Source organism: Gordonia polyisoprenivorans NBRC 16320 = JCM 10675 (assembly GCF_000241325.1).
Taxonomy (GTDB): domain Bacteria; phylum Actinomycetota; class Actinomycetes; order Mycobacteriales; family Mycobacteriaceae; genus Gordonia; species Gordonia polyisoprenivorans.
Genome location: NZ_BAEI01000106.1, coordinates 1 through 213 on the forward strand (window position 1 = coordinate 1; position 213 = coordinate 213).

At 63.4% G+C, this 213-nt stretch carries 1 pseudogene; it reads right to left on the bottom strand.

The features are described 5' to 3' along the window. Window positions 1-213, bottom strand: a pseudogene (locus GOPIP_RS27945) (HNH endonuclease); the annotation flags it as partial.

Genomic DNA, 213 nt, shown 5'->3' on the forward strand with positions numbered 1-213 from the left:
AACCCGCGGATGATGGCGTCGGTGTGTTCGGACGAGATGGACCCGTCAGCGGCATGCGCCAACAACAGATCGATGTCGCCGGTGGCAGCAATCCGCACGTACCGACCTGCGACGGCAGGCGCGCAACCCATGCTGATCAACAACTCTCGTAGCCGGGTGGTCTTGTGATCGGCCACTCCCAGGCGATCCATCTCACCGGTGAGGGTGGTGGCA